Origin of the sequence: Aeromonas sp. QDB39, from assembly GCF_027707585.1 — a bacterium.
Classification (GTDB): domain Bacteria; phylum Pseudomonadota; class Gammaproteobacteria; order Enterobacterales; family Aeromonadaceae; genus Aeromonas; species Aeromonas hydrophila.
Map to the genome: position 1 here is coordinate 1 of NZ_JAPCIV010000076.1, position 7,599 is coordinate 7,599.

Sequence of the window (7,599 nt, forward strand, 5' to 3'; positions counted from 1 at the left end):
TCCACGGTACGCCTGCGGCCAAATTTGATTCCTTTCAGCTTTGCTTCCTGTCGGCCCTCATTCGTGCGCTCTAGGATGGGGTTCTAGGGATTTTCCGTCCAAAAACGACAAAGTGCTCTGGAGGCCACGCCGTCCGCGGCCTCCAGAGGGGTATTACTTTTTTGGCGCTTCACATAGCCAGTCACAATAAATCAATCACTTAGCAGTCTGAATGTCGCATTTGGACGGAAAATCCCTAGAACCCCAATATGCGCCACCGCGTCAGGAGTACCCAACCGACCTGATTTCATACCCGATCTACTTAATTATTGTCACTGTGACGTTATATTACATACTCAACCCGCTACTCTGGCTCTGCTCTTTTCGCAGCACCGCGGCCCTATCGACGATCAACTCTGCGCCTTGTTCAAGCTCTCCAGCGAGCTTTTGACTATGCTCACACTGCTGTTCAATGACCCAAGTGCTGCTCCGGTAGCCCGGTTGGTCTGGTCCAAACTCCGGCCCATGCTGGCTAGCTCGCTCCTGGTACTCTTCTCCAAGGCCACGAAGGCGGTGTGTAAGCTGGCGCAATGCTTCTCGTACTCGCCCAATGTGCTCTGCAACTGCGCCTGCAAGCTCTTCAAAGCGCGCTGTTGCGCGTCGAGCTGCGCCCGCAAGTCCATCGTCTCGTCCTGGTGCCGTTGTTCCATCCGCTCGAATTGAGCTGTCAGCAGCCGCTCTAATTCGGTCATCTACTTCACCCCCACGGCCATCAGGCCCTTGTACGTCCCTTCGTCCATCTTGAACGGTGTATCGATCTGCCTCGCCACGATGTACTGCCCATCTCGGTCGCGCACGAACGTCACCCCTTTGGGCAAGCTGTCTAGGGTCCGTTGGGCTGTGCTGATCTGCTGGTTTAGGCTCTGAAGCTCGGTCAGTTGCCCGGTGATCTCGTTCGCCAGGTACGCTGCCACCCCCCAGGTACTGCCCCCGGCCCCTAGGATCACCGCCATCGATATCAGCAGCGGTTTGAGCCATCCCCGGAACGTCACCAGACTCAGGGCCTCCCCGTCCGTCTTGAGTTGCTCTAGGGCCGTCCTGAGCGGATCGATCGCCTGCTCGATTGCCTTCCCCTGGGCGAGAGTGATCGCGTCGTTTAACCCCTTTTGGATCTGCTCCAAGTCCGTCAAGCTCAAGCATTTGAGCGCGTCCACGGTCGCCTGTTGTTGTTCCAAGGCGCTCTGCTGTGAACCTAACAACGTGGTGATCTGCTCGCTCTGCTGCCGAATAGCGTCCCTGGTTGTACTCAGCTCGGCGCTCACATGCTTTGTCAAACGCTCGCTGAGCTGTGTCAGATTGGCCTCGGTCAACGTGGCCACCTCGGCCAGCTCCTCGGCTTGCCGCTGCGCTAGTCTCTCGCTCAAGCGTGTTTTCAGCTCGCCACCCTTCTCCATACAGCTCTCCTTTGAGCCGGATGCCCTGCGGGTATCCCTCCGGCCTGATCGTGATGTAGTCCTTGCCCTGGCGGGTGATCTCGAATTCGAGCACCTCGCCCAGGTACTCGAGTAATTCGCCCCGGTCGCGGATCAGCCCCTGAGCCACCGCCCCAAGCAGGTGATCCCCTATCTGCCGCTTGATGGCAGTCCTGTCCTGCTGGCCCTTGTAGGCGTCAAAGGAGGGCTGTATCAGCCGTGCCCGGAGCGGGTCGTCTGGTCTGGCCCAGCCCTTGCCGTAGTTCCATTTATCCCGCAGGGCGTCAAAGTCTTTTCTATGTCCGGGCGGGGCAATGTTCAGAGATTTACCCGTGCCCAGGTGAACACGGGGCACCAGGATGTGGACGTGGACACCGCCCCCGGCCTCCCGGTGCTGCACGGCGGTCAGATGCACGTCCTGCCTATCCAGTCCGGCAAAGGACAGCGCCTCGAAGTCGTCCAGCACCGCGCCGATCTCGGCGTCACTGGGGGCCTCTTCCTCCGACCAGGAGATCACCGCACTCCGGTATCGATGCTGAAAATCGAGCGAGTCCGCCACGGCGGCGAACTGCTGCGGATCACCCCGCAACACCGCCACCCCGGCACGTTCCTCGCCCTTGTGGTCGTGACTGTCCAGCAAATAGGTCGCCGCACTGCTGGCCTTACCGGTGCCATGAGCCAGGAACTTAATCATCATGCCCGTCATCCTCCCGGTTCGGCGGAGGCGGAAGCTGCGGCAGTAGTCTCCCGGCGCTCTCCTCGATGCTACGTAGCAACGTCAGCAGCTCCACCAGGTGAACCGAGCTCCCTACCAGGCGGCATTCGTTCACCGCCCTGGCGATCTGGTTGAGGTTCGATCCCAACGCCGCGAGCTGGCGCATTAGCGCAGGATCTGCCAGGTGGCGGGGGTCTCGTTCCCGCCGCGACCGGGCGGGGGATATATGGGTTTGCTGGTCGGCATCCACCTTGGCTCTCAGCCAGTCGGAGAGGGTCAGCCCCTCGTCGCTGGCCCCCTGGCGCCACTTGGCCAGGGTGGCAGGATCGAGGCGAAGGCTGGCCGTTGTTGTCTTTAGCTCTGGCTTTGTCATTGGCTCTCCAAGCGGCGTAGCAGCGTGGGGTTTGAAGGGGCGGAGCCCCTCACCAGCCCCCGGATACATGGAGACCGCGAAGCGGGCGTAATGTAATACGGGGTCGGCTGGCTTAATACCAGTAAAGCAGAAAACGAGGGGGTCGGCAACTTGCAATAAACGTCACCGTGACAGATAATGAATTACCGTAACAGTGACAGGAAAGAGCATCATGAAGGACGCAGCGGATCAGGGAACTGGGGACATGTTCGGCATCAGGCGAGGTCGTGGTAGACCAAAGACAGGGACAGCCAAGACGGGGGCAGAACGGCAGGCTACCTACCGGGCGAAGCAACAGGAAATAAACGTTACCGTGACGTTAAACAGGAATGATCTGAGGGCAGTAAAAACCATTCTGGCCTTCGCTAAGGTCAAGGGGATCACGGAGATGGTGGACGCGGAAACGCTGGAGCGGATAGAGCGGGCGATCTACGCGATCCCGGCAGACGAGTAACCGGGGCCAGAGCAAGATCGCTCCGTGGACAACGGCCCCGCCCACACCCCCCGATAGAGCCGGGGGGCGATGGACGGCCTTCGGTCCGGCCGTTCCCCACCTCGCCAAGGATCCGCTCTAAAAGGATTTTTAAGACTAAAAGGCAAAAGCTCGAGAACGCCCTTTCGGGCGCTGTTATCTGATATAGGCTTGTTTCGATCACGGATGATCACGCTTTAGGTAAACGCTCACCGTACTGGGGGAGATTTGAAGATCGTCCGCTATATCGCGGTTGGTGTACCCCTGAGCCTTAAGCCGCAGAACCTCCGGCAATAGATCGGACTTGTCCTTACCGCTATTGCTCGGCCTTCCCCCTCCCTTGGATACCTTACCGCCCTTAGCCCCTCTCCGCGCTTGGATCTCGGAGGTATGTGTCCGATCAACGTAATCCGCAAACGCGGACGGAGTTAGGTTCCGCCAGACCCAGCGGGCAATGCTCTTGGCCGTAGACTTAATCTCGGACACTGGCAGCGGACCGCCTTGCTCCAAGCCAAACGCATTGGCGCTCTCACAGGCCGCAAGCACGGCATCGGCCCATGCGTCATAGCCGTTGGGCCGCCAAAACCGTCTGACGGCCTTATAGGCCCATTCCCGCACGTTATCGAACACCTCTATGTTACGCCCCAACCCGCTCGCTTCTTTGCGCTTACGGCCACTAAAGGCCGCCAGATCAGCATCTGGGCAAAACTCGGCGAGATAGTCGAGGGTGTAGGGTTCAATGTCGTGCCAGAACGTCATCCAATCGCTGTGGACGGGGTTTTTTGTGACCAGCCCTGCATACCTCAGATCGGCCCCCAATCGTTTCGCTAGAACGTGCTCGATGGCAGCCAGGTAACGCAACGGCCCCAATCTGGCGACACTGGATCGCGCCACGGGCGAGGCCAGCAGGTAACCAAGGTGGTAATTGCCGTTCTCTGGGTTGATCGAGATCCAGTGCGGGGCAGGCAGCCCCCTATCCTGCCACTCGTGGTAGCCATCGCGCTGGGGGTCATGCTGGTGCTTCTTGTCCACGTCGAACACCAGCATGGCGACATGCGGCGGCGGGTTGAACTGGATGTGGCTATAGCCCAGCGCAGTAGCCTGCGGACGAATGAGCAGCCCCATCGATTTGTCGTTGGTGCAGTAGGGGCGGCGCGGAAGCCTGTCTATGAAGAGGTTTTGGGCCGTCTGAGTCAGAGATCACCGCGCTTATTGGCGGTGCAGGGTTGTCTGAGATCGTGCATGTGTTATGCTTTTCCTGTTCTTTGTGAACGGCCCCGAATGCTCTGAGTCTTCCGCCAAGTTGATCAGCAGAGCTTCGGGGTTTGTCTTTTCTGGACAACAAGTTACCGCACCGCTTTCGCTACCGCAACACGTCACGCCCCCTTGCACCCGATAAGGGAGCAGGAACGGATATGGCTGCACCACCCCAAGAGGTCGCATCGAGGAGGTCGATCAGCGGCTTTCCATCGGCCCATAGCCACGGTGAGCCTTGATAGATCGCCAGTTCGTACTCAACCGGGGGGAACTGGCGAATATGGGGTTCTAGGGATTTTCCGTCCAAAAACGACAAAGTGCTCTGGAGGCCACGCCGTCCGCGGCCTCCAGAGGGGTATTACTTTTTTGGCGCTTCACATAGCCAGTCACAATAAATCAATCACTTAGCAGTCTGAATGTCGCATTTGGACGGAAAATCCCTAGAACCCCGAAGTGCCCCTTTCTTGGATGCAGGACTCCGGCCCTTCCGAAGCGCTCTGCAGAAATTTGTGTGGAGGCTAGGCGTTACAACGAAGGCAAGGTCAAGCCCTTTGGGTTGCCCTAGCGGGCAGGCTGCATGGACAAGGTGGTGGGAAAACCCCGCGTCGTCGCTGTGGCCACTCCGACATCCAGCTCACGAGTGCCGTTGTGCGGTTGAACCGGTCGGTCTTGTGGGTGATTGCGAGCGCGGGAGGCTCAGGCGTCCAAGCTGCCGCCGCCCATTGCTGTGCCTGCGCGGCATCCCGGCGCCCAGGCAGGGCCCGCGATTCAGGGTGTTGCGCCCAGGCCGCATCGAGGACGTCCTTGAGGCTAACCGGCGGCGTGGGTACCGGCGCCTCGCAACCTGCCATTCGCCTGGGTGCTTGGGCCTGGTCAGTCGTCGGCTTTGTCCTCGGAAATGTGGACCACCATGTCCTGCAGCACCTGGCTGACGTGCTGGTCCGCGATGCTGTAGAAGATGTGCTTGGCTTGGCGTTCGCCGCGCACGAGGCGCGCACCGCGCAGCAGCCGCAGGTGATGGCTGACCAGAGACTGCGACAGGTCGAGCGCTTCGGCGATGTCCCCCACGGCGACCGAGCCATGCATGCACTGCAGCAGGATCTTCAATCGCGATTGGTCGCCCAGCAGGCGGAAGGTCTCGGCCAGAACAGCGACGTCACTTTGCGACATTGCGAGGGCATCGGTCGCCGCGTCGTGGCTGGTGGTCGAGCATTGCGCGGTGTCGGCGCTGGTGGTTTTGCGGGACGTCATGGATGCAAATCCTCAAGTGGAGTGCGAGCCGGCTCGCGCGGCCTCAATGCCTGTGACCAGGAGCGGAATGGTCGTGGTCATGGCCGTGGCTGTGCCCGCCGCCATGCTTGTGATTGCCATGATCATGGCCGCTGTGGTCGTGCCCGCTGTGGTCATGACCGCTGTGATCGTGGCCGCTGTGGTCCTGACGCTCCGACGTGGGCTGCAAGCTGCAGACGTTCTCGTCGGTGCCCGAGTTCCAGTCGATCCCGACCGTGGCGTGTTCGATGCTGAATTGCTCTCGAAGCACCGCTTCGACGCGCTTGACCACGGCGCGTGCTTCCTCGTCCACGTTGGGGCGAACGTGCAGCGTGGCCATCGTGCGCCCGGAGGTGAGCTGCCACACGTGAACGTGGCTGACGGCCGCCAGGCCCGGCACGGCGCCCATCAGGCCTTGCTCCACCTTCTCCGGCGAAGCATCCTCCGGCGCGCCTTCCAGCAGGATGTGGATCGACTTGGCGAGCAGCTTCCATGCGCTGCGCAGGATCAGCGCCGCGACCAGGACCGACAGGATGGGATCGATCGGCGTCCAGCCCGTGAGGTAGATGACGATCGCAGCGACGATGGCGCCGACCGAGCCGAGCAGGTCGCCCATCACGTGCAGGATGGCCCCCTTCACGTTGACGTGATCGGTCTCTCCGCGGGTCATGATCCACAGCACGAGCACGTTCACCAGCAGGCCGAGCACGGCGACGATCATCATCGGGCCGGCCAGGATCACGGGCGGCGCCTGCAGCCGCTCCCACGCCTCGTAGGCGATCCAAGCGACGATCGCGAACAGGGTCACGGCGTTCAGGAAACCGGCGATGACCTCGAAGCGCAGGTAGCCGAAGGTGCGCTTGCTGTCGGCCGCGCGGCGGCCGAACCGGAATGCTGCGTAGGCCAGTGCGAGCGCCGCGGCGTCGGTCAGCATGTGGCCCGCGTCGGCCAGCAAGGCCAGCGAGCCCGACAGCACGCCTCCGACGGCCTCCACGACCATGAAGCCGAAGATCAGGAAAAAGGACAGCAGGACCTTGCGCTCGTTGGCGCTGGTCACGGTCGGGGTGTGGTCATGATCATGGTCGTGATCGTGACCATGGTCATGTGCGTGGGATTGGGACATGGGGCCTCGGGAAACTGGGTCTTTGACTGTGGCTCAAAATATAACACATGAACATGTTCTCATGTGAATTGTTGTACACATTTGTGTTCGCGTCTCACCACGGCCGGGATGCCGCTCCGGGCAATTGCCTTAGCCTGGCTCGGCGACCATTCCCCCCGCCTGGCAAGCAGCCGTTGATCTAACATCCAGTGGCAGTATCCCCCCTGGGGGGATATGATTTCAGCATGGAAGACATGCATAAGCACACCACCCATCCCGACCTGGTGAAGCGGCTCAAGCGCGCCGAGGGGCATCTGCGGCACGTCATCGGGATGATCGAAGGGGGAGAAACCTGCCTCGACATCGCCCGCCAGCTCGCGGCGGTGGAAAGCGCGGTGACGGCGGCCAAGCGCGTCCTGATCCACGACCACATCGACCACTGCCTGTCCCATGACGAGGACTCCGTTCTGACCGAAATGAAGGCGCTGACCAAACTGCTCTGAGGCCGTCCGATGCTCTCCGTCCTGAATAACCGCACCTACCGCCACCTGTTCACCGCCCAGGTGATCGCGCTCGTCGGCACCGGCCTGATGACGGTGGCGCTCGGCCTGCTGGCCTACGAGCTGGCCGGCGCGGATGCAGGCGCGGTGCTCGGGACGGCGCTGGCCATCAAGATGGGGTTCTAGGGATTTTCCGTCCAAAAACGACAAAGTGCTCTGGAGGCCACGCCGTCCGCGGCCTCCAGAGGGGTATTACTTTTTTGGCGCTTCACATAGCCAGTCACAATAAATCAATCACTTAGCAGTCTGAATGTCGCATTTGGACGGAAAATCCCTAGAACCCCACAAACGCGAGTTTGGTGTGCCGGATGACCGTGATCAGGAAAGCTTCACCGATCCGGACAGCCGGATCATGAAACAC

At 60.7% G+C, this 7,599-nt stretch carries 9 protein-coding genes; 3 read left to right on the forward strand and 6 right to left on the reverse strand.

Annotation, left to right across the window (positions count from 1 at the left end; translation table 11 throughout):
• Positions 1-389: 389 nt before the first annotated feature.
• The 3 genes from PG899_RS23325 to mobC form a co-directional block, all read right to left on the reverse strand.
• A complete protein-coding gene (locus tag PG899_RS23325) occupies positions 390-731 on the reverse strand; it encodes a hypothetical protein (protein WP_039168756.1) in 342 nt (113 codons plus the stop codon).
• Entirely contained in the window at positions 732-1,433 is a 702-nt protein-coding gene (locus PG899_RS23330; RefSeq protein ID WP_223938277.1) for a hypothetical protein, read from the reverse strand. It lies immediately after the preceding gene.
• A 704-nt stretch (positions 1,434-2,137) separates the two neighbouring features.
• Positions 2,138-2,539 (reverse strand): plasmid mobilization relaxosome protein MobC, encoded by a 402-nt coding sequence (gene mobC / locus PG899_RS23340; protein ID WP_039168860.1) that lies wholly within the window; start codon positions 2,537-2,539, stop codon positions 2,138-2,140.
• Positions 2,540-2,750: 211 nt separating this feature from the next.
• Here mobC and PG899_RS23345 point away from each other — a divergent pair, with 211 nt between their 5' ends.
• Positions 2,751-3,032 (forward strand): hypothetical protein, encoded by a 282-nt coding sequence (locus PG899_RS23345; protein ID WP_082020691.1) that lies wholly within the window; start codon positions 2,751-2,753, stop codon positions 3,030-3,032.
• 198 nt (positions 3,033-3,230) lie between these two features.
• Here the strand turns inward: PG899_RS23345 and PG899_RS23350 are convergent, their stop codons facing one another.
• The 3 genes from PG899_RS23350 to PG899_RS23360 all read right to left on the reverse strand — a co-directional run bounded on the left by PG899_RS23350 (position 3,231) and on the right by PG899_RS23360 (position 6,699).
• Positions 3,231-4,175 (reverse strand): replication initiation protein, encoded by a 945-nt coding sequence (locus PG899_RS23350; RefSeq protein WP_215270799.1) that lies wholly within the window; start codon positions 4,173-4,175, stop codon positions 3,231-3,233.
• 1,005 nt (positions 4,176-5,180) lie between these two features.
• Complete coding sequence (locus tag PG899_RS23355) at positions 5,181-5,558, reverse strand: ArsR/SmtB family transcription factor (protein WP_247141920.1); 378 nt, start codon at positions 5,556-5,558, stop codon at positions 5,181-5,183.
• Between the two features lie 43 nt (positions 5,559-5,601).
• The gene (locus PG899_RS23360; protein WP_008786738.1) at positions 5,602-6,699 is read right to left on the reverse strand and encodes a cation diffusion facilitator family transporter; all 1,098 of its coding nucleotides are present in this window, start codon (positions 6,697-6,699) and stop codon (positions 5,602-5,604) included.
• A gap of 224 nt (positions 6,700-6,923) precedes the next feature.
• Here PG899_RS23360 and PG899_RS23365 point away from each other — a divergent pair, with 224 nt between their 5' ends.
• Both PG899_RS23365 and PG899_RS23370 read left to right on the forward strand, forming a co-directional pair.
• Positions 6,924-7,181 carry a metal-sensing transcriptional repressor gene (locus PG899_RS23365; protein WP_019396551.1) on the forward strand — a complete coding sequence of 86 codons (258 nt, stop codon included), beginning with the start codon at positions 6,924-6,926 and terminating at the stop codon, positions 7,179-7,181.
• A 9-nt stretch (positions 7,182-7,190) separates the two neighbouring features.
• A complete protein-coding gene (locus tag PG899_RS23370) occupies positions 7,191-7,364 on the forward strand; it encodes a hypothetical protein (RefSeq protein WP_425306230.1) in 174 nt (57 codons plus the stop codon).
• The last annotated feature ends 235 nt before the right edge of the window (positions 7,365-7,599 follow it).

Bases quoted from the DNA above. Each gene is read 5' to 3' on its own strand.
- PG899_RS23330 (WP_223938277.1), bottom strand. From the start codon at position 1,433: ATGGAGAAGGGTGGCGAGCTGAAAACACGCTTGAGCGAGAGACTAGCG.
- PG899_RS23345 (WP_082020691.1), top strand. From the start codon at position 2,751: ATGAAGGACGCAGCGGATCAGGGAACTGGGGACATGTTCGGCATCAGG.
- mobC (WP_039168860.1), bottom strand. From the start codon at position 2,539: ATGACAAAGCCAGAGCTAAAGACAACAACGGCCAGCCTTCGCCTCGAT.
- PG899_RS23355 (WP_247141920.1), bottom strand. From the start codon at position 5,558: ATGACGTCCCGCAAAACCACCAGCGCCGACACCGCGCAATGCTCGACC.
- PG899_RS23365 (WP_019396551.1), top strand. From the start codon at position 6,924: ATGGAAGACATGCATAAGCACACCACCCATCCCGACCTGGTGAAGCGG.
- PG899_RS23360 (WP_008786738.1), bottom strand. From the start codon at position 6,699: ATGTCCCAATCCCACGCACATGACCATGGTCACGATCACGACCATGAT.
- PG899_RS23350 (WP_215270799.1), bottom strand. From the start codon at position 4,175: ATGGGGCTGCTCATTCGTCCGCAGGCTACTGCGCTGGGCTATAGCCAC.
- PG899_RS23325 (WP_039168756.1), bottom strand. From the start codon at position 731: ATGACCGAATTAGAGCGGCTGCTGACAGCTCAATTCGAGCGGATGGAA.
- PG899_RS23370 (WP_425306230.1), top strand. From the start codon at position 7,191: ATGCTCTCCGTCCTGAATAACCGCACCTACCGCCACCTGTTCACCGCC.